This is a genomic window from Burkholderia sp. L-4 (assembly GCF_056856535.1).
The window spans coordinates 506,762-530,354 of sequence record NZ_JBXEOX010000002.1 but is presented as its reverse complement, the minus strand read 5'-3'; the positions used below and the strand labels follow the sequence as shown (position 1 = coordinate 530,354).

The window sequence follows — 23,593 nt, the reverse complement described above, 5'->3', positions numbered from 1 at the left end:
CAGCCGTCATGCATCCCGTCGCCCCGGCGCTGCTGTGCGCCACGCTGGCGGCCGGTGTCGCGGCACTGATCGCGCCGGTGTGGCTCGCGGTCCGCTGGCGGCGCCGCACGCAGGTGCCGCTGCGCGTGTTTTGCTACGGCATGCTGACCTTCTTCGTGTTCCAGTCGCTGCTGCGCCTGTCGTGGCAGGCGCCGCTGTTCCACTGGCTCGGAACCAGTCCGCGCTGGCATCTGCCGATGCTCGTGTTCGCCGCGTTGACGGCCGGGCTCTTCGAGGAATGCGGGCGCTGGGTCGCGTTCCGGTATCTGCTGCCGAAGCGGCACGATGCGCGGACGGCCGTGATGCTCGGGCTCGGGCACGGCGGGCTGGAAGCGATGCTGCTGGTCGGCGTGGGGTTCGTCGCGCTCGGCACCGGCTACCTGCTCGCGCACGCGGGTGTCGTCGTGCCGGCCGGCATGCGCTCGCTGATCGGGTCGGAGTTCGCGGGGATGACGCTCGTGTCGCCGCTGCTCGCGCTGTTCGAGCGCGTGAGCGCGATGGCCGCGCATGTCGGGCTGTCGCTGATCGTGCTGCAGGCGTTCGTGCGCGGCGCGAAACGCTGGCTCGCGTATGCGATCGCGTTCCATTTCATGTTCGACCTTGTCGCGGTGCTGCTGACGCGGTACTGGCACGTCGAGACCGTGCTGGTCGAGTTGCTCCTGTTCGTGTGCAGCGCGGGATTGCTGTGGCTGGGCGTGCGCGTGAGCCGTCGCGGAGCGGGCGCGGGCTCGGTGCGCAGCGAGCATGCCGCGTGACGCGTGGGGTCGGCCGCGGGCGTACGCGGCGCCTTCCTGGTCGCACCGCGAACTGCCCGGCGGCCGGTTTTCCCGCGGCATGAAAAGCCGGGCCGGAAGCGCCGCCGGTCCGATACCATGCACGCCGGAAGACTTCAACGAAACGCCAGGGAACCTCCGCCTCGATGAAACGCTCACACGTCGCCTTCGCCCTCACGGGCCTGCTCGTTGCGCTGCCGATTGCCGCGTATGCGCTCGTCAAGCCGCTGCGCATCGTCGCGCCCGCGCTGCTGCCCGGCGTGTCATGCCCGAGCGCCGACATCTGCACGGACGATGCCGCGAAGCTCGGCGACGCGCAGCGGCTGTATCGCGACGGCTATGCGCGCGCGGCGGCGGCCGTCGGCCCGTTTCACGATGCGCCGCGCGTCGTGTTCTGTTCGACGCGCGCGTGTTCCGACGCGTTCGGCCTGGGCGCGCGCGCGGCGCTGACACTCGGCAATTTCGGGGTGGCCGTCGCGCCGCGCGGCTGGACCCCCTATTTCATCGCGCACGAGCTGATCCATCATCGTCAGGCCGAAGTGCTCGGCAACCTGGCCGTCGCGACCAAGCCGCGCTGGCTGATCGAGGGGATGGCGTATTCGCTCAGCGACGATCCGCGCCATCCGCTCGCGCAGCCGTTCGAAGCGTGGCGCACGCGTTTCGATGCGTGGCATGCGGCGCTCGGCGGGCAACCGCTGTGGGATGCCGCGCGGGCGGTCGAGTAGCGCGGGAGGGCGGCGTTACGCAGGCGTGCCCGGATCGCCGCGTCCGGCGCCCAGCGTCTTGCGTCCCGCGTCGAGGATCTCGTCGGCCAGCGCGCGATCGGTGCCCGCGACCGCGCGCGACAGCACGAGCGCGCCGACCATCTGGCTGAAGACCGCCAGCGTGTCGCGACGCGTCTGCTCCGGCGTCGCGCCTTCCGCCGCCACCATCGGCGCCAGCCGGTCGAGATACGCGGCGAGACCGTGCGCGTAGCATGCGCGCGCCGCGTCGGTCAGCCGCGCCGCGTCGCCGGCGAAGCCGGACAGCGGGCACCCGGCCTCGATGTTGTCGCGATGCGCGGCCGACAGGTACGCCGCCACCTGCGCGTCGAGACTGCCGGCGTTCGGCGAATCGGCGCGGTCGTGCATCGCCTTTTCCATCACTTCGGCGACGAGCGCGTCTTTCGACTTGAAGTGGTTGTAGAAGCCGCCCTGCGTGAAGCCGGCTTCCTTCATCAGCTCCGTCAGCCCGACGGCATCGACGCCGCGCGCGCGGAACAGCCGCTCGGCGGCCGCGACGATCGCGCTCCGGTTCTCGGCGGCCTGCTGTCTTGATACGCCCATCGATCTCTCCCTGATTTTGCCGATCGCGTCGATTGGAAAACACAATTGCGATCACCATTGACATGAGGGCGTGGCGCGAACAGAATGCACCGCAAAGACAATGGTGATCAACATTGACATCGAGTGTAGTCGACTTGGCCGGCGATGCAAAGCCACGGCCGGACACGGATGGCAGTCGGTTGGCGTCTTTGGCGCCGCGGCTATCGGGCGGCGGACGGCTCGCCGCCCGCCGTCGGCGGCGCACCGGTTCGGCAAGCAATGGCAACCTCGTTTTCCACCGGATCTCATGCGCGCGGCGAGCCGGCGCGCAGGCGATTCATCATGCGAAAGGAACGATCATGAAGATCGAAGGTGCAGTCGTTTTCGTGACGGGCGCGAACCGCGGGCTCGGGCTCGAGTTCGCGAAGCAGGCGCTCGCCAGAGGCGCGCGCAAGGTCTATGCGGCGGCGCGCGATCCGGCCACCGTGACGCTGCCGGGCGTCGTGCCCGTGAAGCTCGACGTGACCGATCCGGCGGCCGTCGCCGCGGCGGCCGATGCGGCCCGCGACGTCACGCTGCTGATCAACAACGCCGGCATCGCGCGGCTCGGCAGCCTGACGGACGACGGCGCGCCCGACGCGCTGCGCGAGCACTTCGAAACCAACGTGTTCGGGATGCTGGCGATGTCGCGGGCGTTCGCCGGCACGCTCGCCAGCCACGGCGGCGGCGCGATCCTGAACATCCTGTCGGTCGCGAGCTGGGTGAACCGGCCGATCCTGTCGGGCTACGGCGTGTCGAAATCGGCCGCGTGGGCGCTGACCAACGGGCTGCGCCATTCGCTGCGCGAACAGCATACGCAGGTCGTCGGGCTGCATGCGGGATTCATCGATACCGACCTGACGGCCGGCCTCGACGTGCCGAAGGCCACGCCGGCCGACGTCGTGCGCCAGGCCTACGAGGCAATCGAAGCAGGAGAAGAGGAGGTGTCGACCGACGAATTCACGCGGCAGGTGAAGGCCACGCTGTCGTCGGGCGTCTATCTGGAAGAGCCGGCGCCGCGTTGACGCGGCCGGCAACGCGGCCCCGCCGCCCGCTCGATGAGCGCGGCGGCGGGGCGTTTCGTCAGACCGTCGTGTCGATGATGCCCGGGATCTTCACGTCCGGGTTCACGTCCGCGTCGTAGTCGACACCGGCGATCTCGAAGCCGAACAGCCGCAGGAAGTCGGTCTTGTAGCCGGCGAAGTCGGTCATCTCGTACAGGTTCTCGTTGGTCACCTTGTCCCACATCGCGACGACCTTCTCCTGCACCTGCGGATCGAGCTCCTTGTAGTCCGCGCGCAGGCGGCCTTCCGCGTCGATGTGCGGCGTCGCGCCGTACAGGCTGTCCTTCAGGAGCCCGTACACCTGCTCGATGCAGCCTTCGTGCGTGCCGGCTTCCTTCATCACCTTGAACAGCAGCGACAGGTACAGCGGCATCATCGGGATCGCCGAGCTGGCCTGCGTGACGACGGCCTTCAGCACCGACACGCGGGCATCGCCGCCGTGCGCGGCCAGCTTGTCGCGGATCGACAGCACCTTCTTGTCGAGATCCTTCTTCGCTTCGCCGATCGAGCCGTTCCAGTAGATGTCGTGCGTGATCTGCTCGCCGAGATACGTGAACGCGGTGGTCTTCGCGCCGTCGGCCAGCACGCCGGCGTCGGCCAGCGCGTCGATCCACATCTGCCAGTCCTCGCCGCCCATCACCGCGACGGTGCCGTCGATCTCTTCCTGCGTCGCCGGTTCGAGCGCGACGTCGCGGATCACTTCCTTGTCGGTGTCGAGGCCGCGGAACGTGACGGCCTTGCCGACCGGCTTGAGCGTCGAGCTGATCGTCTCGCCCGTCTTCGGATGCGTGCGGCGCGGTGCCGCGAGGCTGTAGACGACCAGATCGACCTTGCCGAGATCCTGCTTGATGGTGTCGATCGTGACCTGCTTGACCTTGTCGGAGAATGCGTCGCCGTTGATGCTGCGCGCATAGAGCCCCTTTTCGGCGGCGAATTTCTCGAACGCGGCGCTGTTGTACCAGCCGGCCGTGCCGGGCTTCGTTTCGCTGCCGGCGCGCTCGAAGAACACGCCGAGCGTGTCCGCGCCCGAGCCGAATGCGGCCGAGATCCGGGCCGCGAGGCCATAGCCGGTCGACGCGCCGATCACGAGCACCTTTTTCGGGCCGTTGGCGATCGGGCCGTGCGAAGTCACGTAGTCGATCTGTTCCTTGACGTTGGCCTCGCAGCCGACGGGATGAGTCGTCACGCAGATGAAGCCACGCACGCGCGGTTTGATGATCATGGAAAAACCTCTGTCTATCAGAAAGGCGGGGACGGCCTGAAATCGGAAAATCCCGCGCATTGTAAAGGAAGCGGCCGATCGCGGGCGGGCGCGGCCGGACGGTGTCGGATCGCCCCGGTTATTTCTCTCTTGACAGAAATAACTGAAATGAATAAATTTCCTGACATGGAACTCACACCGATTGCCGAACGATTCATTCTCCACTGGGGCGAAATGGGCTCGCGGTGGGGCGTCAACCGTACCGTCTCGCAGATTCACGCGCTGCTCTACCTGGCCGGCCGGCCGGTCGCGGCCGACGAGATCGCCGACACGCTCAACGTCGCGCGCTCCAACGTCAGCACGAGCCTGAAGGAGCTGCAGGCGTGGCGGCTCGCGAAGGTCGTGCACGTGCTGGGCGACCGCCGCGACCACTTCGAGACGTCGACCGACATCTGGGAGTTGTTCAAGCTGATCGTCGAAGGGCGGCGGCAGCGCGAGATCGAACCGACGCTCACGGTGCTGCGCGATTGCCTGACGAGTCCGGAGATCGCGAACGAAAGCCGCGAGACCGAACAGCGTATCCGCGACACGCTGCAGTTCGTCGAGACGCTCACGACCTGGTCGGACGAGATGCTGCGGCTCAAGCCCGATACGCTGATGAAGGCGCTCGGCATCGGCGCGAAGATCAGCCAGACGGTCAGGCGCAAGCCGTCGAAGTAAGCGGTAGCGGAAGTGCGGGCGGGCAGCCCGCTTTTTTCGGGGTTGATATTTCTGTCTTTACAGAAATAACTGTAAATAGAGGATGAAGATGAACGCAATCCTGCCGTCGGCCCGACAGCACGATCGCACCGGCGCGCGCAGTATCACCGTGCTCGTCTGCGGCGCGAGCGGCTTCATCGGGCGGGCGCTGTGCGCGCAGCTCGAAGCCGGCGGCCATCACGTGCTGCGCGGCGTGCGTCACGCGGCCGGCCCGCGCGACATCGCGATCGACTTCGCGCGGGACGTCGATCCGCAGGCGTGGCTGCCGCGGCTGACGGGCGTCGACGTGGTGGTCAACGCTGTCGGCATCCTGGCCGACCGACGCGGCGCGACGCTCGACGCCGTGCACCGCGCCGCGCCGTGCGCGCTCTTCACCGCATGCTGCCGCGCCGGCGTGCGGCGCGTGATCCAGATCTCGGCGCTCGGCGTCGAGCGCGGCGAGACGCGGTACTTCGCGAGCAAGCACGCGGCCGACCGGTTCCTGCGGACGCTGCCGATCGATTCCCGCATCGTGCGCCCCGCGCTCGTCTACGGCGCGGCCGGCGCGTCGGCGCGGTTGTTCCGGATGCTCGCGAGCCTGCCCGTGCATGTGCTGCCGGCGGGCGGCCGTCAGCGGCTGCGCCCCGTGCACGTCGACGATCTCGCGGAAGTCGTCGCGCGGCTCGTCGTGCAACCGGACGATGCGGCGGAGGCCGGCAACCGGGTGATCGACGTGGTCGGCGGCGACGAAGTCGAATACCGCGAGATGCTGGCCTGCTACCGGGCCGCGCTGGGGTTTCCGCCGGCTGCGCGCGTGACGCTGCCGGGCCCGCTGGCCGGCGCGGCGGCCGTCCTGTCCGGCATGCTGCCGGGCGCGCTGTTCACGCGCGACACGTGGACGATGCTGCGCGCCGGGAACACCGGCGATCCGTCGGCCACCGCGGCCGTGCTCGGCCGGCCGCCGCGCGGCCTCGGCGGCTTCATCGGCACGGAAAGCGCTGCCGCGCTGCGCCGCGAGGCGCTCGCGATGTGGCGGCGCCCGTTGCTGCGCGGCGCGCTCGCGATCGTGTGGATCTGGACGGCCATCGCGAGCGCGTTCATCCATCCGCTGCACGCGAGCCTCGCGCTGCTCGCGCCTGCGCACCTGACGGGGCTGCCGGCGTTGCTTGCGCTCTATGGGGCCAGCGCGCTGGACTTCGCGTTCGGCATCGCGACCGTCGCCGCGCCTTCGCGGCGCCTGTGGGCTGCGCAAGCGGCGCTGATCGTCGCGTATTCGGCTGTGATCGCGGTCACGATGCCGGGCCTGCTGGCCGAACCGTTCGGTCCGGTGCTCAAGAACGTGCCGATTCTCGCCATCCTGTTGATCCTCTTTTCAGAAGAAGAACGCGCATGAATACCTATCTCGTCATCAAGGCGCTTCACATCCTGTCCTCGGTGCTGCTGGTCGGCACGGGGTTCGGCACCGCGTTCTACCTGTTCTTCGCGAACCGCACGCGGTCGGTGCCCGCGATCGCGGCCGTGTCGCGGCTCGTGGTGCGCGCGGACGGGTGGTTCACGACGCCGGCCGTGATCTTCCAGCCGGCGTCCGGCTTGTGGCTCGCGCACACGGCCGGCTGGCCGTGGCATACGCCGTGGCTGCTCGCGTCGATCGTGCTGTACGCGGTCGCCGGTGCGTGCTGGCTGCCGGTCGTGTGGCTGCAGCTCGAACTGGCATCGATGGCGAGGCTCGCGCACGCGAACGGCGATGCCGCGCTGCCCGAGCGCTACTGGCGCTACGCGAAACGCTGGGAACTGCTCGGTTATCCGGCGTTTTTCGCGATGCTGACCGTCTACTTCCTGATGGTGGTCAAGCCGATGTAAGCGTGTCGCCGCCGTGCGGGCGCGGCGGTTCGAGGCATCGGCATGCAGTCGATCGATTCATGATGCTTTCGATAAAAAGAAGGAGTGCAAATCATGAGCGCAAGTGAACTGGAAGTTTACTTCGACGGGCGATGTCCGTTATGCGTCGCGGAAATTCGGCGTCTCGCGGCGCGCGACGCGCGACACCGGCTGATGTTCGTCGATATCGCCGAACCGGGCTTCGACCCGGCGCCGCTGGGCGTCGACCTGCCCGCGCTGAATCGCGAACTGCATGCGCGCCTGCCTGACGGACGCATGCTGACCGGCGTCGACAGCGTCGCGGCCGCCCACGCGCTGGCCGGGCGCCGCTGGCTCGCCTGGCTGCTGCGCGTGCCGGCCCTGCGCGGCGTGCTCGCACCGCTGTATCGCCGCTTCGCACGCAACCGGCAGGCCGTTTCGCGCTGGCTCGGGTATCACGCCGAAGCGCGCTGCGACGACGCGGCGTGCGGGATCGGCGAGGCCGCCGGACGCAGGGCATCAGCGCGCCCCGCACGCGACACCCAGCGCCGCATCGTCGTGAACTGGATGGGGGCGGTCGCGATCGTGCACCTGCTGGTCGGCGCGGTCGTGCCGTGGATGGCCGGCGCGCCGTGGCTCGATGCCTATCACCGCGGCATCGAACTGCATTTCTGGGCAGGAACGGCGCCCGACGCCGCACGTGCCCAGCAGGTCTGGTGGATGTCGCTGGCCGGCGCGACGGTACAGTGCGCGTCGGTCTGGATGCTCGCGCTCGTCCACCTCGGCAGCCGGTTGCGCAAACGGGAAGTGTGGGGCTGGCTGCTGGCCGGCCTGTCGATCTGGGCGCCGCAGGACATGCTGTTGTCGTGGCAGGCGCATGTGCGGGGCCACGTAGCGATCGACCTCGTCGCGCTCGTCGCGATGGTGCCGCCGCTCGTCTGGCTGTGGAGGAGGGATACCGTATGAACACCTTGCCTGCTTTCGACTGGGCGCTCAACCTGCTGATCGTGCAGGGCGCGATGGGCGCCTTCGATACGCTTTATCACCACGAACTCACGCAGGACCTGCCGCACAGCCCGCGCGCGCGGCTCGAACTGGCGATTCATGCGGTGCGTTCCGTGTTGTACGGCCTCGTGTTCGCATCGATCGCGAACGTTGCGTTTCACGGGGCGTGGGTGGCAGCGCTCGCGGCGGTCGTACTCGTCGAAGTGTCGCTGACGTTGTGGGACTTCGTCGTCGAGGACCAAAGCCGCAAGCTGCCGGCCACCGAGCGCGTGCTGCACACGCTGCTTGCCGTCAACGGCGGCGCGCTGTTCGGGATGATCGCGATGCAACTGGCCGTGTGGGCGCACGAGCCGACCGCGCTGCAGCCGCTCGATCCCGGCTGGCGCGGCTGGCTGCTCAGCCTGTTTGCCGTCGGCGTGACCATATCGGGTGTGCGCGACGGGATCGCCGCGTGCCGGATCGCGCGCCGTGTGCCGGCCGCCAATCCGTTCGCGGGTCAGCCGCCCGGCCACGTGCTCGTGACCGGCGGGACGGGCTTCATCGGCGAAACGCTCGTGAACCGGTTGCTCGATGCCGGGCATACCGTCACGCTGCTGGCGCGCGATCCGCTGCGCGCGGCCTACCTGTTTGATGGCCGCGTGCGCAGCGTGACGTCCGTCGAACAACTGCGGCCGCACGAGCGTGTCGACACGGTCGTCAATCTCGCGGGCGCGCCGGTGCTGGGCGCACGCTGGAGCAAGCGCCGGCAGGCGCGGCTGCTTGCGAGCCGCGTCGGCGTCACGCAGGCGCTGACGCGCTGGGTCGAGACCGCCGAGATCAAGCCGCGCACGTGGATCCAGGCATCCGCGATCGGCTACTACGGCGTGCGTCCGGCCGACGAACGGCTCGACGAGGCCAGCAGCGCCGGCACCGGCTTCATGTCCGAACTGTGCCGGCAGTGGGAGCGTGCCGCGCAGCCGCTCGAACGCCACGGCGTGCGCACAGTGGTGCTGCGGCTGGGCATCGTGTTCGGCCCCGGCGGCGCGTTGCGCCCGATGCTGCTGCCGCATTACTTCGGGATGGGCGGGCGATTCGGCGACGGCGCGCAGGTGATGAGCTGGATTCACCGGGACGACGTGCTGCGGATCATCGCGCGCGCGATGTCGAGCGCGGGCATGCGCGGCGTCTACAACGCGGTCGCGCCGGTGCCGCTGACCCAGCGCGCGTTCGTGCAGGTCGTGTCGAAGGTGCTGCGCCGCCCCGCGTGGCTGCACGTGCCGGCCGCGCCGCTGCGCGTCGCGATGGGCGAGATGGCCGAGCTGCTGCTGGACGGGCAGCGCGTGATGCCGGCGCGGCTGCATCGGGAAGGATTCATGTTCCGCTTCCCGACGGCCGAGCATGCGCTGCGCGACCTGACGAACCGGCCGCACGCCGATTTCGCGGGGCCGGCCTGCCGTTTGCCCCGCCGTCGTGTATAAATTCGGCGTGAACGTGCGCGGGGCGTGTCCTGCGTCCCGCGCGCTCCGCATCCGACCTCACAAGGAGACTGCATGCTGCACGTCCTCGGCAAGATCCCGTCCATCAACGTCCGCAAGGTGCTGTGGCTGTGCACCGAACTGAACCTGCCGTTCGAACAGGAAGACTGGGGGGCGGGCTTCCGCACGACCCACGATCCGGCCTATCTCGCGCTGAATCCGAACGCGCTCGTGCCGGTCATCAAGGATGACGACTTCGTGCTGTGGGAATCGAACACGATCATCCGCTACCTCGCGAACCGCCATGGCGGCGACGCGCTCTATCCGGCCGAGCCTCAGGCGCGCGCACGGGTCGACCAGTGGATCGACTGGCAGGGCTCGGACCTGAACCGCTCGTGGGTCGGCGCATTCCTCGGCCTCGTGCGCAAGTCGCCCGATCACCAGGATCCGGACGGCATCGCGCAGTCGATCGCCGGCTGGACGAAGCACATGCAGGTGCTGAATGCGCAACTCGACAAGACGGGCGCGTACGTGGCCGGCGATACGTTCACGCTCGCGGACATTCCGATCGGCCTGTCGGCGAACCGCTGGTTCGGCACGCCGTTCGCCCATCCGGAATTGCCGGCGGTGTCGCGCTATATCGAACGTCTTGCGACGCGCGAAGGCTTCAAGCAGTACGCGGGCAGCGCGAATCCGTAAAGCCGGGCAGGCCGCGCGTGAAGCGGCGGCGTTGCAAGCGCTGCCGCTTCACGCGCGCGTCATCGATTCGCGCGCCCGCCGTCACGCGCCGGGCGCCGGCACCGCATCGAGCACGCGCGCGAGAAACGCCTCGTGATTCCACGCGGCCTCCGGCCGCGACAGCCCGAGCCGCACGACCACCAGCTGACGGCTCGGCACCACGCTCACGAACTGCCCTTCATGGCCGACCGCATGAAACGCGTCGGCCGGCATCGCGGGCGCGTTCGGATCGCGATCGTTGAACGGCTCCGGCACCTTGACCCACAGTTGCGCGCCGAACGTCTGCCGTGCCGACTGCGGCGTCGCGCGCGTCAGGTAACGCACCCAGCCCCGCGGCAGCAACTGCTGCCCGTTCCACCTGCCGTCCTGCAGCAGCAGTTGCCCGAAGCGCGCCCAGTCGCGCGCGTTCGCATACAGGTACGACGGCGCGACGAGCGTGCCGGATGCATCGGGCTCGAACACCGCGCTGCGCATCCCGAGCGGCGCGAACAACGCGCGGCGCGGATACGAGAGATAGTCGCCGTCGCTGCCGCCGAGCGCTTCGCGCATCACACGCGCGACGATCGCGCTCGTGCCGCTCGAGTAGTACCACTGCGTGCCGGGTGTCGCGGCGAGCGGTTTCGCCGACGCGAACCGCGCCATGTCGGGCTGCGTGAACAGCATCACGGCGACGTCGGAGAGCGGGTCGTCATAGTCCTCGTTGAACTGCAGGCCGCTCGTCATCCGCAGCAGCTCGTCGAGCGTGATGGCCGCGCGTGCGTCGCCGCTGCCGCGCCATTCGGGCAGCAGCGCCGACGCATCGGGCGACAGCTTGTGCTGCGCGACGAGCGTGCCGATCAGCGCGGCCGTCACGGTCTTCGTCATCGACCAGCCGGGCAGCGGCGTATCGGCCGTGAAGCCGGGCGCGTAGCGTTCGGCGATCACCTGGCCGCGCCACATCACGACGACCGCGCGGGTGCGCCGCGGCCGCGCCGGATCGGGTTCGTCGAACGCGCGGTCGAGCGCGGTCCGCAGCTTGTGCGCGTCGATGCCGGCGGGCGGCGTGGCGGGGGCGGGCGGGGTGGCCGGCGGGTCGGGAAGCGGCGGCAACGCGGCCGGCAACGGGGTCGACGTCGCGCCGGGCGAGGGTCCGGGCGCGAGCGTGCAGCCGAGCCCCGGCCGGAAGTCGGCTTCGCGCTCGGCGAAACCGGCGAAGGTCGCCGTCGCGCGATGATGGTCGGGATCGATCGACGGGCGCACCAGCTTCAGCAGCGGATGCACGCCGGCCATGATGTCCACGTCGATCACGGACGCGGCCGGCCGGCCCGATACGAACACGCCCGAACACAGCGCCTTGGCCGCATAGCCGGTCGCGATCGGCGCGAGCCGGGACAGCATGTAGCCCGTGTAGCCGATCGCGGCAACGAGCGCGAGTGCGACACCGCGCAGCATCAGCTTCTTGAGGGGGATCGTCATGCGCGAGCGTCCTCGGTGGCGTGCCGGCCGGCAACGATCCGGCAGTGTCTCAGGTTTGGGCGATGCGTTGCAATCGCGGCCGCGTGACGTGCGATGACGACCGCATGCGTTCGCGTGGCCGCGTGTCCGGCGGTTCGCCCCGTGTTGCGCGTCGCGCAAGTTGATGTCCGGGCGGCCATCGGCCGATAATCGTCCGGCATTGGCCACCCGGCCCAACTGTCCAACCGAGATCGGAAAACGCCATGACCTACGACAACGACAACCCGTTCGCGAAAATCCTGCGCGGCGAACTGCCTTGCGTGAAAGTCGCCGAAGACGATGCGACGCTCGCGATCATGGACCTGATGCCGCAGGCCGACGGTCACGTGCTCGTGATCCCGAAGGAGCCGGCCGCGCAGATCTTCGAGCTGTCCGGCGACGCGGCCGCGGCCGGCATCCGCATGACGCAGCGCGTCGCGGCGGCGGTGCGCGCGGCGCTCGAGCCGGACGGCGTGTTCATCGGCCAGTTCAACGGCGCGGCGGCCGGCCAGACGGTCCCGCACGTGCATTTCCACGTGATTCCGCGCCGGGAGGGCGTCGAGCTGCGGATGCATGCGCGCGAGATCGCGGACGCCGCGACGCTCGAGGCGCTCGCGCAGCGCATTCGTGCGCATTTCGTGTAACGGATCGATTGCATGCGGCCCGGCAAGGGCCCGGCGGCCGGCCGCCGCCCCGCACCCGACTGTTTCAGCGGTCATGCGAGGTAACACGTGTAACCGCCGGCGAAACTCGGCCGGCCAGGCCCGGCGCTAGACTCCGCGCATTGCATCATCGAGCGACACGAGAGGCGGATCGCCTCGTCGTGCCGGCCGCCGCCCGTCGCGGCGGCGCGGCCTTCGCGAGATGCCGTTCGTCTTTCGCGCCGGGAACCGAGCCATGTCCAGAATTCTCATCACGCTTGCCCTGATCGGCGGCCTGTCAGGCTGCTACGTCGCGCCGCCGTACGGTTACGCGCCCGCGCCGGCCTACTACGGCTATGCGCCCGCGTATTACGCGCCGCCCGTCAGCGTCGGGATCGGCGGCAACTTCCGCATCCGCTGATCGCCTCCGGGCGGGCGTTCCGGCCGCAGGGGCACGGTGCGCCGCCTTTCGCCGGGCGATCCGCCGGGCGTCGCGTGCCGCATGACGGCGGCGCACGGCGCTTCGCGAGCGCGCTTCCTATACTTCACGGGAAAGCGCATCCCCGCGAGGCCGTCATGGCAGTGACCCCCAAGGTCGTCGTCCTGTCGAGCGTATCCACGCTCGTCTATCTCGGGCTCGCCGTTCTCGGTATCGGCGGGTTCGCCGCGTTCTTCTCGCATCCGCAGCTGACCGTCGTCGCGATCGCGACGCTCGCGATGGCCGTGGCCGCGCTGTTCACCGAAGGCAACCTGAGCAGCGGCGAGCGTGAAAATCGCGACAACCGCTGGGTGCTCGCCGCATTCGCGGTGAGCGGATTCCTGCTCGCCTACGTACCCGCGCTGACCGACCGGCTCGATGTCTGGACCTTCGGCGGCGACACGGTGCGCTGGCTCGGTGTCGTGCTGTACCTCGCGGGCGGTGCGTTGCGTATCTGGCCCGTGTTCGTGCTCGGCAGGCGCTTCAGCGGGCTCGTCGCGATCCAGCCGGGCCATACGCTCGTGACCGACGGCATCTACCGCCATATCCGCAATCCGAGCTATCTCGGCCTGCTCGTCAATTCGGTCGGCTGGTCGCTGGTTTTCCGCTCGGGCATCGGCCTGCTGCTGGTCGGGCTGACGCTGGTGCCGCTCGTCGCGCGGATCCGCTCGGAGGAGGCGCTGCTGCGCGCGCATTTCGGCGCCGAATACGACGCGTATTGCGCGCGGACGTGGCGGTTGCTGCCAGGCGTGTACTGACCCCGTCATCCTTCCCCGTTGCCGTCGTTCGGGCGCCTGCTCACGACGCGTGCCCGATGTGTTGCCACGTGTGTCTCGAACGTGCGACGACGCGCAGGGCCGGGCTCTCTCCGCGCTGGTCGGGACCCTCGCCGGAGCCAATGCCGGCGCGGGTTTGGCGCAATTTCGGGGTGCCCGTCCGACCTTCGTTATTCGTAAACAACTTGTTACCAGAATGTCCACGGCAAGGCGGCGGGACCGATGCTATTCTTCGCCGCAAGCTCATTGAAATGAATTGGTCCGCGGTTCGGCACAATGCCTGACCCGACGTCGATCGATTCAGATCGTCGTAGCGAGCGGACCTTCGATAACCAGATTGCGAACAAGGAAGAATACGGGAATGTGGAAGAAAATCGCCCCCGCTCTCGTCGTCGCCGCGCTGACCGGCACGACTGCACTGCCGGCGCTGGCCGGTGACATGAACAACGCGCTTGGCGGCGCGCTCGGCGGGGTAGCCGGCGCGGCAGTCGGCGGTGCGCTCGGCGGCAGCACGGGCTCGGTGATCGGCGGCGCCATCGGCGGCGGCGCGGGTGGGGCGGTGACGTCGAACCGTCGCGAGCGCACCGGCGCGATCATCGGCGGCGCACTCGGCGGCGGCGCGGGGACCGCGGCGGGCAACGCGATGGGCGGCCGCACGGGCGGCCTGCTGGGCGCGGCCGTCGGCGGCGGCGCCGGCGCGGCGCTCGGCGGCAACATGTCGCGCAGCTCGTACGAGCGCGACTACGGCGATCGCGGTTATCGCCACCGCAAGCATCGTCACCACCACCGCGACTGGGACTGATCGCCGCGAGCGCGGCACGGTGCGCGACATGCGCACCGGCGCGCCGACGGCGTCGGCACCCGACGCGAGATTCGGCCCGGCGGCCTGCCGGGCCGTCATCGCCGGCCTCACCGGCGTGTCCCTTCGGCTTCATCAGCCGCCGCCTTGCGCCCGATCGACGGGCCGGCCATCCATCTCCCCCCGTGTTTCCCCGTTGCTCGACGACCTGACCTGCCGCGCATGAACGCGTCCGGGCAGAATCGGCGTGCGCCATCGCGGATCGTTCTTCCGTCCGTTTCAGCCTGACGACCCCGTCGCAGCGATCCGCTGCCGCAAGCCCGTCGTTTCCCCCTCGATTCGCATGACCGGACATGACCTGGCCGTTGCCTGGCCGTCAGGATTTCCCTGATGGCCCGCCCGCCGCGCCATGGCCCTTCACCGCGCATCGCGGGCGCCGGCGGGTAGTGGGAAATCGAATGGATGTCATCGCAACATTTAATTGGTCGATCGCGATCGACTTCGCTATCGTCGGCGGTGCCCGCGTACGGAGTCGAACCGTGCCGCCCGCCGCGCCTCGCCGCATGACCGCGAGCGCCGCGGCCGGCCGCCGGACCCGACAACCCGGGTCGCCGCGTCCGATGAACCGGACGGACCCGACGCGAAGCCTGGCCGACCGAACGAAGGCGCACGCGCTTTCAAGCCACCCCGGCAACGATGTCCCGCCGCCGCATGCGTGCCCCACGCGCGTGCGAACCGCCCGATGCCGTTTGCGCCAGGGGCCGGACCAACCCATTGCCTGGATGCACTATGTCTAAGACAACGTATTACGCGCCGCATGGCGGCCACCCGCCGCAGACGGATCTGCTGACCGATCGCGCGATGTTCACCGAGGCGTACGCGGTGATCCCGAAGGGGGTGATGCGCGACATCGTCACGAGCTGGCTGCCGTTCTGGACGAACACGCGCCTGTGGGTGATCGCCCGCCCGCTGTCGGGTTTCGCCGAAACCTTCTCGCAGTACATCGTCGAAGTGAATCCGGGCGGCGGCAGCGACAAGCCCGAGCAGGACAAGAACGCCGAAGCCGTGCTGTTCGTCGTCGAAGGCGAGGCCGAGCTGACGCTGCAAGGCAAGCAGCACACGCTGAAGCCGGGCGGTTACGCGTTCATTCCGCCGGGCGCGGACTGGACGCTGCACAACGTCAGCGATGCCGCGGTGCGCTTCCACTGGGTGCGCAAGCACTACCAGGCCGTCGACGGCATTCCGCTGCCGGACGCATTCGTGACCAACGAGCAGGACGTCGAGCCGATCCCGATGCCGGGTACCAACGGCGCATGGGTGACGACGCGCTTCGTCGACATGAGCGACATGCGTCACGACATGCACGTGAACATCGTGACGTTCGAGCCGGGCGGCGTGATTCCGTTCGCGGAAACGCACGTGATGGAGCATGGCCTGTACGTGCTGGAAGGCAAGGCCGTCTATCGCCTGAACCAGGACTGGGTCGAGGTCGAAGCGGGCGACTTCATGTGGCTGCGCGCGTTCTGCCCGCAGGCCTGCTACTCGGGTGGCCCCGGCCGCTTCCGCTACCTGCTGTACAAGGACGTGAACCGTCACATGAACCTGTTGCTGAACCCGGCGCGCTAACGCGCCGCCACGCAGGTCGGACACGCAAGCCCGCCGGTGCAAGCCGGCGGGCTTTTCTTCATGGGTTTCCGTGAGTGTCCGGCGCGGCCCCGACCACGCCGACCGTGAAGCCGGTCATGCGACCGCGATGGCGAGTTCCTCCGCATACGCATTCAAGCGGTCACCGACCCGCACCTTCAGGACATCGATGAACCGTTTGATCTTCGCGTCGACGAACTGACGGGACGAATACACCGCATACACGTTGCGCTGGGCGGTGTGGAATTCGGGCAGGACGCGAACGAGCGATCCTTTGCGCAAATCGTCGATCGCCGAGAAGGCGGCGATCAGTCCGATCCCCGCGCCCTCCTGCAGTACCGTGGACATCGCATCCATGTCGTTGATACTGAAGTGCGATCCCGACGGACGATACACGGCCTCGCCGGCCTTGCCTTGCAGATGCCATTCGTCCGGTGCGTAATCGACCGTGCTGAGGCGCACGCACGTGTGATCGGCGAGATCTTCCACGCACTCGGGCGCCGGATGCCGCGCCAGATAATCGGGCGACGCCGCCAGAATGCAGTGGCTTGCGCCGATCTTCTGGCTCACGTACGCCGAGTCCGGCAGCGTGCGGGCAATCACGACCGCCACGTCGAGCTGCTCTTCGAGCAAATTCGGCATCCGCTGCGACAGCATGAGATCGACCGATACCTCCGGGTAGGCGCTCCGATAGGCCAGCACGGCTTGCGCAACAAGTTGGCGGCCCAATCCCGGAACCGCATGCACGCGCAATACACCACGCGGCTCCAGCAGCGCATCGCGGGCTTCCGCTTCCGCCCGTTCGATGTCCGAGAGGATCGCAACGCTGCGCTCGTAAAAACGCCGCCCCGCATCGGTCACCACGAGCCGTCGCGTCGAGCGCTGCAGCAACCGCGTGTTGAGATTGTCCTCAAGTACCGATACCGCTCGGGAAATGTTGCCGACAGTCGTATCGAGGTGGTTCGCGACCGCCGTGAAACTGCCCATCTCGACCACTTTCGCAAACACCGACATGGTGTGAACCTTGTCCATTACGCACCCTGGCTTTGAATTTTTCGTCGAATCGCCGCGTTCCGGCCCGCGCGAGCCTGTGATGATAGGGCCCGTGCCTGTTTCGTGCCGTCAGCGTGAAGTCCCGTGTCGTTTTTATGCATCCTTTCAATATGCCTTCGTGCCGACGGGGCGATTTTCTCTCCACAGACAAGATTCATTCTTTCCGGCCCCTCTAAGTTGCCGCCCGCTTCACGCCTAGACTGAGTCCCGAAGTCAGGCAGTCGGAGCACCGACGTTTCGAACCCGGGCCCAGCCCGATGCGGCGGATCATCCCGACACGGCGTGGCGCGGGTTCTCCTGTCCGGCTCGCCGCGAACTTAAATTGAATCGTAATCCTAAACATAGAGGTCAATGCCATGGACATCACGTACGACGCACTTCATCTTTTCATCAACGGCGAATGGATCGACGCGGGCGAACGCGAAACGGCGCCGGTGATCAACCCCGCCACGCAAATCGAGATCGGACGCGTCCCGCTGGCGACGGCAGCCGATCTGGATCGCGCCCTGCAAGTCGCCGCCCAGGCGTTCGACGTCTGGCGCCGCACCGTGCCGGCCGAACGCGCGCGCATTCTCAAGCGCGGCGCGGAACTGATGCGCGAGCGTGCCGAGCACATCGCTACCGTCATGACGCTCGAGGAAGGCAAACCGCTGGCGGAAAGCCGCGACGAAGTCCTGCGTGCGGCCGACTACTTCGAATGGTTCGCCGAAGAGGCGCGCCGCATCGACGGCCGCGTCGTGCCGTCCAACCGCCCGGGTGTGCAACAGCTCGTGAAGAAACAGGCGATCGGGCCGGTCGCCGCATTCACGCCGTGGAATTTTCCGGCGATCACCCCGGCGCGCAAGCTCTCGGCCGCACTCGCCGCCGGATGCAGCGTCATCATCAAACCCGGCGAGGAAAGCCCCGCCACGGCGCTCGCGCTGGCGCGCGCACTGGATGACGCCGGTTTGCCGAAGGGCGTGCTTCAAGTCGTATTCGGCGTGCCCGACCAGGTGTCGAAGCACCTGATCGCGTCCCCGGTCATCCGGAAGGTGACGTTCACGGGCTCGGTGCCGATCGGCCGTCTGCTGTCGGCGCGCGCGGCCGAAGGCGTCAAGCCCATCACGCTGGAACTGGGCGGCCACGGGCCCGTCCTCGTATTCAACGATGCGGATGTGGAGAAGGCCGCGGTCGAAGGCGCGGCGAATCGCTTTCGCGGCACGGGCCAGATCTGCATCTCGTCGACGCGCTTCCTGATCCAGCGCGACGTCTACGACGCGTTCGCCGGTCACTTCGTGCGTGCGGCCAACGCGCTCAAGGTCGGGAACGGCATGGAGGCCGGCACGCAGGTCGGGCCGCTGGCGAATCCGCGCCAGCTTGCCAAGATGGAGGAACTCGTCGCCGACGCGGTGGAACGTGGCGCAACGGTTCTCGCCGGCGGAAAGCGTATCGAGGGCGAAGGGTACTTCTTCGAGCCCACGGTCCTCGCCGACGTGCCGAAGGACGCGCGCGTGATGCACGAAGAGCCGTTCGGCCCGATCGCGGTGCTGATGCGCTTCGATGGCCTCGCCGACGGGCTCGCCGAAGCGAACCGGTTGCCGTACGGGCTCTCCGCCTATGCGTTCACGAGCAGTGCGCGCATGGCCATCGATGTCGCGGACGGTCTCGAGGCCGGCATGATCGGCATCAACCAGTACCGCATCGTTTCGACCGAACTGCCGTTTGGCGGCATGAAGGAAAGCGGCCACGGCTCGGAAGGCGGTGCCGAGGGCATCGAGTACTACCTCACGCACAAGTTCGTCAGCCAGGCTTGAAGGGGAATCGCCATGTCTCACGCAGATTTCGGCAGCCCGCGGGAAGCCGCCCGCGCCTTTACGCCGACGCTCTCGGCATTCGTCGACGACACGCTCTATCCGCGAATCTGGAGCGATCCGGCGCTCTCGCCGCGCGACCGCAGCCTCGTGACCGTCGCCGCGCTGATCGCGGGGGGCCACCTCGACGAGTTGCCGGCGCACCTGCGCCGCGCGTTGACGAACGGCGTAACGCGCGAAGAACTCGCCGCGGCGATCACTCACCTCGCGTTCTATGCGGGGTTCCCCGCGGCGATCTCGGCATCCGCCGCGGCGCAGGCGACGCTTGGCGCACCAACCCGGTCCGACGATTTCGCCGGCCTTTCATCCACGACGCAGGAAGGTTCGAAATGAAAGCCATCACATTCAACGAATTCGGCGAGGCCGAGGTTCTCCAGCTCGCCGAGGTCCAGGCACCCGAGGTTCGTCCCGACGATCTGCTGGTACGCGTCCATGCCGCGGGCGTGAATCGCGCGGATCTGACGCATCGGCGAGGCGGATACGGCCGGCCGAACTTCGGCGACTCGACGATCATGGGGCTCGAAATCGCCGGCGAGGTGATCGAGACCGGACCTGCCGTGCAGGGTTACAAGGTCGGCGATCGTGTCATGGGCGTCGTGGGCGGCGGGGCCTATGCGGAACTGGCGCGCATCGACTGGAGAATGGCGATGCCCATTCCGGCGACGATCGACTACGTGCATGCGGCTGCCATACCGGAAGTCTTCGTCACCGCGCACGAAGCGTTGTTGCATCTTGGCCGCTTGCAGCGCGGCGACTCGGTGCTCATTCATGCCGCGGCGGGCGGGGTCGGTTCCGCGGCGGTCCAGTTGGCCTATGCAACCGGTGCGACGATATTCGCGACTGCCGAAGCTTCGAAGCTGGAACGGATCGTTCAACTGGGTGTGGACCATGCGATCGACTACAAGACGCAGGATTTTTCGGAAGTCGTTGCCAGCAGGACGGACAAACGCGGTGTCGATGTCGTGATCGATTTCGTGGGCGCGCCGTATTTTTCCCGGAATGTCGCGTCATTGGCAAACGGTGGCCGGCTGGTGCAGGTCGGCATACTCGGCGGCGGCGGTGACGTGAGCGTGGGTCTCGAACAGATCCTGTACCGTCATCTGCAAATCATCGGCACGGTGATGAAGTCGCGCGACCCGCGCGAGAAACACGCGATGGTGCGGCGGTTTCGCGAACATTGGCTGGACCGCTTCGCGGGCGGGGCAGGCCTGGAGCCGGTCGTCGACAGCGTGTTTCCGCTCGCCGATGCCGCGGCCGCTCATCGACGGATGGAGTCGGCCGTGAACGTGGGCAAGATCATCCTGACGATGAACGAAAACAGCTGACGTGACGCTTGTTCACGTCGCATGCCGGCGCATGAAGCCGTCCGGCAGTTGCGTGGAGCGAAGCGGCCCCTCGGCGCAACCAGCGCGAGCGACCGCTTCCGGCCGGATACCGGTTGTCCTCGCCGCTTTCCCTTGGAAATCCGGTATGGACCCGCTCTTCACGGTCGGGGCGTATTGCTACAGACCGAGCGCGATTGCCGCGAGTTGCGCAACCTGCAGCCGCGTATCGGGCGGCAGGCCGTCTTCCATCAACCATACGGCCGACAGGCCCGACCACGCGAGAATCCATTGCAGCAGCCGCTGCCGGTCGAGTTGCGCGGCGTCGGTCACGAGCGCGACGCGCCGCTCGAAACGCGCGGGATCGACCGCGATGTCGTGCGCGGGATTGCAGAACAGGTTCGCGTAGTCGAACGTGCGCTCGCCGCGCAGCCCCTTCGGGTCGATCGCGAGCCAGCCGCGATCGCCGAAATGCAGGAGGTTGCCGTGATGGATGTCGCCGTGCAGGACGACTTCGTCGACGGTCGGGGCGGTTTCGGTCAGCAGCTGGCGTGCGACCGCGGCCGAGCGGCGCAGCACGTCGTCGCCCGCGTCACGCGACAGCCATGCATGGAACCACTCGTGCAGCGGCACGACCGGCGGCAACCGCGGCGCACGATGCGCGTGCAGCCGCGCGACGACGTTGCAGGCGATGCGTATCGTGTCGTCGTCGTGGCCCGCTGCCGACAACGCGGTGAGCGTCGGCGCCGGCTGCGCGCGTTCGAGCAGGATCGCGTCGCCGTCGTGCAGCCACACGCGGGCGGCGCCTTGCCCGTGCCACCAGGCCATCAGTGCATTGCCGCGCCGCTCCTCGTCGCAGGTGGCGACCTTCAGCATCGCGGGCCGGCCCTGCCAGACCACGGGCAGCAGGCCGCCGCTCGCGGTCAGGATCGCGCCGCCGTCGGGAACGAGGCCCCACAGGCCAAGGTATCGATCGAACATCACACGATGGTACAAGCGAACCGGAGCGTGTGCCGCGTGCGCGCTGCGGCGACGATACGCCGCAGGCCCGCACATGCCGCGCGGAAGGCTTCCGGCGCGCTTTCCTGAATAAAATTTAGCCTGCCAAACTTTGGCTAAAGAATGTTCCGGTTTCGGGTGATCCCTTCGACAATGCGCGCCTTCCGTGAACAGTCGGCGCTCCTCTCGCGCCGGCCGTCGCGGGCACTGAAGAAGGAGCCCGACATGACCGACCACACCGCCAACCCGCCACCGCCACCCGCCCCGCCGCCGCGCCGCGGACGCGTGTGGCGCACGCTCGCGGGCGTGCTGCTGGGCCTGACGCTTGCGTGCGCGGGCATCGGCGTTTGGACGATCAATCGCATCTGGACGCAACTGCCGTCCGTCGAGCATCTGGCCGTCTATCGTCCCGCGCTGCCGCTGCGGATTTTCTCGCGCGACGGCGACCTGCTGGCCGAATACGGCGTCGAGCGGCGCGAGTTCGTGCCGCTCGAACGCATCCCGCCGCTGATGCGGCACGCGCTGCTCGCGGCCGAGGACGCGAAGTTCTACGCGCACGGCCCGGTCGATGTCGGCGGCCTCGCGCGCGCGACGTTCGCGAACGTCGTGACGGGGCAGCCCGGGCAGGGCGGCAGCACGATCACGATGCAGGTCGCGCGCAACTTCTACCTGACGCGCGACAAGGTGCTGAGCCGCAAGCTCGCCGAGATCCTGATGGCGGCCAAGCTCGAGCGCGAGTACAGCAAGGACAAGCTGCTCGAGCTGTACATGAACGAGATCTACCTGGGCGAGCGCGCGTACGGTTTCGCGGCCGCCGCGAACGTGTATTTCGGCAAGCCGCTCGACGCGCTGAGCGCGGGCGAAGCGGCCGTGCTCGCGGGGCTGCCGAAGGCACCCTCCGCGTTCAACCCGGTCGTCAACCCGGCGCGCGCGACCGCGCGGCGCAACTACGTACTCGGCCGCATGCATGCGCTCGGCCAGCTCGACGACGCGACGTATCGCGCGGCCGTCGATGCGCCGATCGCGCTGGCGACCACGCCGCCGCCGGGGATCGTCGCGGCGCCGTACGTCGCCGAGCGCGCACGCCGGATGATGGTCGAGCGGTTTCACGACGACGCTTACACGCTCGGCCTCGACGTGACGACGACGATCTCGATGCGCGACCAGCGCGCGGCCGAAGCGGCGCTCGAGCGCACGCTGAACCGGCAGCCGCGCGCGAAGCGCGATGCGCGCAACGGGCTCGAGGGCGCGCTCGTGTCGCTCGATGCGGCAACCGGCGACATGCTGGCACTGGTCGGCGGCGCGAATTTCAATCGCAACGTGTTCGACCATGCGCTGCAGGCGTATCGCCAGCCGGGCTCGAGCTTCAAGCCGTTCGTCTATTCGGCGGCGTTGGAGAAGGGCTACTTCCCGGGCGTGCTGGTCGACGACACGCAGCGCACGCTCACGCGCGCGGAAACCGGCGCGCAGCCGTGGCGGCCACGCAATTTCGGCAACCGCTACGAGGGCTTCATCCCGGTGCGGCGGGGGCTCGTGCGCTCGAAGAACCTGGTCGCGGTCAGCCTGATGCAGGCCACCGACGCGCGTTACGTGCAGCAGCATGCGGTGCGTTTCGGTTTCGACGCGCAGCGCAATCCGGCGTCGCTGCCGCTCGCGCTCGGCGCGGGCGCCGTGACGCCGCTCGAACTCGCGAGCGCCTACAGCGTGTTCGCGAACGGCGGCACGCGGATGGAGCCGCGCCTGATCCTGTCGGTGAAACAGCGTCACGGCGGCGCGATGTACGAGGCGACCGCGCCGTCGGGCGAGCGCGTCGTCTCGGCGCGCAACGCGTTCGTGATGGACAGCATGCTGCGCGACGTCGTGCGCGCCGGCACCGCGCGCGGCGCGCTCGCGCTGCGCCGCGACGACGCGGCCGGCAAGACGGGCACGTCGAACGGGTCGAAGGACGTATGGTTCGCCGGCTACTCGTCGGGCATCGTCGCGGTCGCGTGGCTCGGCTACGACACGCCGCGCCCGATGGGGCGCGCGACCGGCGCGACGCTCGCGCTGCCGGTCTGGCTCGACTACATGAAGACGGCCGTCGACGGGCGCACGTCGGTCGACGCGACGCCGCCGCAGGACGTCGCGCTCGTCGATGGCGACTTCGTCTACGCCGAATACGCGCACGGCGCCTGCACGGCCGACGTGCCGGCGTATATTCGCAGCCGCTTCGCGTGCGGCGGCGCGCCGGCAACCGACAAGCCCGACGCGAAGGGCGACAGCGGCAAGCCCGACGCGCCGATGCCCGCGGCTGTCGATGCGGCCGAGCGCGAACGTGTGCTCGACCTGTTCCGGACCGACGACTGA

General features: G+C 68.5%; 23 protein-coding genes. 18 read left to right on the top strand and 5 right to left on the bottom strand.

Annotated elements, in window-relative coordinates; genetic code table 11:
* Positions 1–8 precede the first annotated feature (8 nt).
* Entirely contained in the window at positions 9–794 is a 786-nt protein-coding gene (locus AC1VVG_RS19130; RefSeq protein ID WP_482836028.1) for a YhfC family intramembrane metalloprotease, read from the top strand.
* A gap of 164 nt (positions 795–958) precedes the next feature.
* Positions 959–1,537, top strand: coding sequence for a hypothetical protein (locus tag AC1VVG_RS19125; RefSeq protein ID WP_482836027.1), 579 nt, complete (start codon positions 959–961; stop codon positions 1,535–1,537).
* A gap of 15 nt (positions 1,538–1,552) precedes the next feature.
* Here the strand turns inward: AC1VVG_RS19125 and AC1VVG_RS19120 are convergent, their stop codons facing one another.
* On the bottom strand, positions 1,553–2,137 hold the full coding sequence (locus AC1VVG_RS19120) for a TetR family transcriptional regulator (RefSeq protein ID WP_049030873.1): 585 nt from the start codon (positions 2,135–2,137) through the stop codon (positions 1,553–1,555).
* Positions 2,138–2,475: 338 nt separating this feature from the next.
* On the opposite strand from AC1VVG_RS19120, the gene AC1VVG_RS19115 reads away from it, so the two are divergent.
* On the top strand, positions 2,476–3,180 hold the full coding sequence (locus AC1VVG_RS19115; RefSeq protein WP_034187716.1) for an SDR family oxidoreductase: 705 nt from the start codon (positions 2,476–2,478) through the stop codon (positions 3,178–3,180).
* 58 nt (positions 3,181–3,238) lie between these two features.
* On the opposite strand, the gene fabV is transcribed toward AC1VVG_RS19115, so the two are convergent.
* On the bottom strand, positions 3,239–4,441 hold the full coding sequence (fabV, locus tag AC1VVG_RS19110) for an enoyl-ACP reductase FabV (RefSeq protein ID WP_034187717.1): 1,203 nt from the start codon (positions 4,439–4,441) through the stop codon (positions 3,239–3,241).
* Positions 4,442–4,606: 165 nt separating this feature from the next.
* Here fabV and AC1VVG_RS19105 point away from each other — a divergent pair, with 165 nt between their 5' ends.
* The 6 genes from AC1VVG_RS19105 to AC1VVG_RS19080 all read left to right on the top strand — a co-directional run bounded on the left by AC1VVG_RS19105 (position 4,607) and on the right by AC1VVG_RS19080 (position 10,173).
* Positions 4,607–5,140, top strand: coding sequence for a GbsR/MarR family transcriptional regulator (locus AC1VVG_RS19105; RefSeq protein WP_034187718.1), 534 nt, complete (start codon positions 4,607–4,609; stop codon positions 5,138–5,140).
* An 88-nt stretch (positions 5,141–5,228) separates the two neighbouring features.
* On the top strand, positions 5,229–6,551 hold the full coding sequence (locus tag AC1VVG_RS19100; RefSeq protein WP_482836026.1) for an SDR family oxidoreductase: 1,323 nt from the start codon (positions 5,229–5,231) through the stop codon (positions 6,549–6,551).
* The gene (locus AC1VVG_RS19095; RefSeq protein ID WP_034187719.1) at positions 6,548–7,018 is read left to right on the top strand and encodes a DUF2269 family protein; all 471 of its coding nucleotides are present in this window, start codon (positions 6,548–6,550) and stop codon (positions 7,016–7,018) included. The genes AC1VVG_RS19100 and AC1VVG_RS19095 overlap by 4 nt, the downstream gene beginning before the upstream one ends.
* A 93-nt stretch (positions 7,019–7,111) precedes the next feature.
* Entirely contained in the window at positions 7,112–7,981 is an 870-nt protein-coding gene (locus AC1VVG_RS19090) for a thiol-disulfide oxidoreductase DCC family protein (RefSeq protein WP_482836025.1), read from the top strand.
* The gene (locus AC1VVG_RS19085) at positions 7,978–9,477 is read left to right on the top strand and encodes a TIGR01777 family oxidoreductase (protein WP_482836024.1); all 1,500 of its coding nucleotides are present in this window, start codon (positions 7,978–7,980) and stop codon (positions 9,475–9,477) included. The genes AC1VVG_RS19090 and AC1VVG_RS19085 overlap by 4 nt, the downstream gene beginning before the upstream one ends.
* Before the next feature lie 72 nt (positions 9,478–9,549).
* Positions 9,550–10,173: a glutathione S-transferase family protein gene (locus tag AC1VVG_RS19080; RefSeq protein WP_034187722.1), complete on the top strand. Its 624-nt coding sequence runs from the start codon at positions 9,550–9,552 to the stop codon at positions 10,171–10,173.
* Positions 10,174–10,254: 81 nt separating this feature from the next.
* On the opposite strand, the gene AC1VVG_RS19075 is transcribed toward AC1VVG_RS19080, so the two are convergent.
* A complete protein-coding gene (locus AC1VVG_RS19075) occupies positions 10,255–11,667 on the bottom strand; it encodes a serine hydrolase domain-containing protein (RefSeq protein WP_482836023.1) in 1,413 nt (470 codons plus the stop codon).
* Positions 11,668–11,909: 242 nt separating this feature from the next.
* Here AC1VVG_RS19075 and AC1VVG_RS19070 point away from each other — a divergent pair, with 242 nt between their 5' ends.
* The 5 genes from AC1VVG_RS19070 to AC1VVG_RS19050 all read left to right on the top strand — a co-directional run bounded on the left by AC1VVG_RS19070 (position 11,910) and on the right by AC1VVG_RS19050 (position 16,005).
* A complete protein-coding gene (locus AC1VVG_RS19070; RefSeq protein WP_034187724.1) occupies positions 11,910–12,329 on the top strand; it encodes an HIT family protein in 420 nt (139 codons plus the stop codon).
* A gap of 253 nt (positions 12,330–12,582) precedes the next feature.
* The gene (locus AC1VVG_RS19065; RefSeq protein WP_167361907.1) at positions 12,583–12,747 is read left to right on the top strand and encodes a hypothetical protein; all 165 of its coding nucleotides are present in this window, start codon (positions 12,583–12,585) and stop codon (positions 12,745–12,747) included.
* A 155-nt stretch (positions 12,748–12,902) separates the two neighbouring features.
* Positions 12,903–13,562, top strand: coding sequence for a methyltransferase family protein (locus AC1VVG_RS19060; RefSeq protein ID WP_069705710.1), 660 nt, complete (start codon positions 12,903–12,905; stop codon positions 13,560–13,562).
* A 379-nt stretch (positions 13,563–13,941) separates the two neighbouring features.
* Positions 13,942–14,382: a hypothetical protein gene (locus AC1VVG_RS19055; protein ID WP_034187726.1), complete on the top strand. Its 441-nt coding sequence runs from the start codon at positions 13,942–13,944 to the stop codon at positions 14,380–14,382.
* 786 nt (positions 14,383–15,168) lie between these two features.
* The gene (locus tag AC1VVG_RS19050) at positions 15,169–16,005 is read left to right on the top strand and encodes a bifunctional allantoicase/(S)-ureidoglycine aminohydrolase (RefSeq protein WP_034187727.1); all 837 of its coding nucleotides are present in this window, start codon (positions 15,169–15,171) and stop codon (positions 16,003–16,005) included.
* Positions 16,006–16,119: 114 nt separating this feature from the next.
* Here the strand turns inward: AC1VVG_RS19050 and AC1VVG_RS19045 are convergent, their stop codons facing one another.
* Complete coding sequence (locus tag AC1VVG_RS19045) at positions 16,120–17,055, bottom strand: LysR family transcriptional regulator (protein ID WP_034187728.1); 936 nt, start codon at positions 17,053–17,055, stop codon at positions 16,120–16,122.
* Between the two features lie 377 nt (positions 17,056–17,432).
* Between AC1VVG_RS19045 and AC1VVG_RS19040 the strand changes: the two genes are divergently transcribed.
* The 3 genes from AC1VVG_RS19040 to AC1VVG_RS19030 are packed head-to-tail and all read left to right on the top strand — an operon-like array spanning position 17,433 to position 20,251.
* Positions 17,433–18,869 (top strand): NAD-dependent succinate-semialdehyde dehydrogenase, encoded by a 1,437-nt coding sequence (locus AC1VVG_RS19040; protein ID WP_059559038.1) that lies wholly within the window; start codon positions 17,433–17,435, stop codon positions 18,867–18,869.
* Positions 18,870–18,881: 12 nt separating this feature from the next.
* Positions 18,882–19,259, top strand: coding sequence for a carboxymuconolactone decarboxylase family protein (locus AC1VVG_RS19035; RefSeq protein ID WP_482836022.1), 378 nt, complete (start codon positions 18,882–18,884; stop codon positions 19,257–19,259).
* Positions 19,256–20,251 carry an NAD(P)H-quinone oxidoreductase gene (locus AC1VVG_RS19030; RefSeq protein WP_034187731.1) on the top strand — a complete coding sequence of 332 codons (996 nt, stop codon included), beginning with the start codon at positions 19,256–19,258 and terminating at the stop codon, positions 20,249–20,251. Before AC1VVG_RS19035 ends, AC1VVG_RS19030 begins: the two co-directional genes overlap by 4 nt.
* Before the next feature lie 177 nt (positions 20,252–20,428).
* Here the strand turns inward: AC1VVG_RS19030 and AC1VVG_RS19025 are convergent, their stop codons facing one another.
* Positions 20,429–21,229 (bottom strand): aminoglycoside phosphotransferase family protein, encoded by an 801-nt coding sequence (locus tag AC1VVG_RS19025; protein WP_175029330.1) that lies wholly within the window; start codon positions 21,227–21,229, stop codon positions 20,429–20,431.
* Positions 21,230–21,472: 243 nt separating this feature from the next.
* Between AC1VVG_RS19025 and AC1VVG_RS19020 the strand changes: the two genes are divergently transcribed.
* Positions 21,473–23,593, top strand: coding sequence for a penicillin-binding protein 1A (locus AC1VVG_RS19020; protein WP_482836021.1), 2,121 nt, complete (start codon positions 21,473–21,475; stop codon positions 23,591–23,593).